Origin of the sequence: Idiomarina sp. Sol25 (genome assembly GCF_033052775.1) — a bacterium.
Taxonomy (GTDB): Bacteria; Pseudomonadota; Gammaproteobacteria; order Enterobacterales; family Alteromonadaceae; genus Idiomarina.
The window spans coordinates 1-258 of the sequence record NZ_JAUPEW010000174.1 but is presented as its reverse complement, the minus strand read 5'-3'; the positions used below and the strand labels follow the sequence as shown (position 1 = coordinate 258).

The following is a 258-nucleotide window of genomic DNA, read 5'->3' as shown; positions in this document are numbered from 1 at the left end:
CGGCCCTACAATAGGGCTGCTATGTCGCGCAACACAAACCGCAACTTGCCGAAATTGGCCGATCAGTCTGTTGGCAAAGCCGAGCTGCTTGCTGGTCGACGGGTAGTTGTTGCCGCATCTGCTGGGCCTCGGCTCGGCGGCAAGCAGGGAATGATTCTGGCGCCGGGGGTGACGGCCAATCAGGTTAGGGTGCGGCTTGATGGGGCCAAGACATGCATTACTCTGCATGTTCGTTACGTCGACCCGCTGACGAATCAG

1 protein-coding gene is annotated in these 258 nt (G+C 59.3%); it reads left to right on the top strand.

Annotation, left to right across the window (positions count from 1 at the left end):
- Positions 1–21 precede the first annotated feature (21 nt).
- Positions 22–258, top strand: a 237-nt coding sequence (locus Q5L94_RS13900) for a hypothetical protein (RefSeq protein ID WP_317498942.1), incomplete at its 3' end; no start/stop codon positions are given.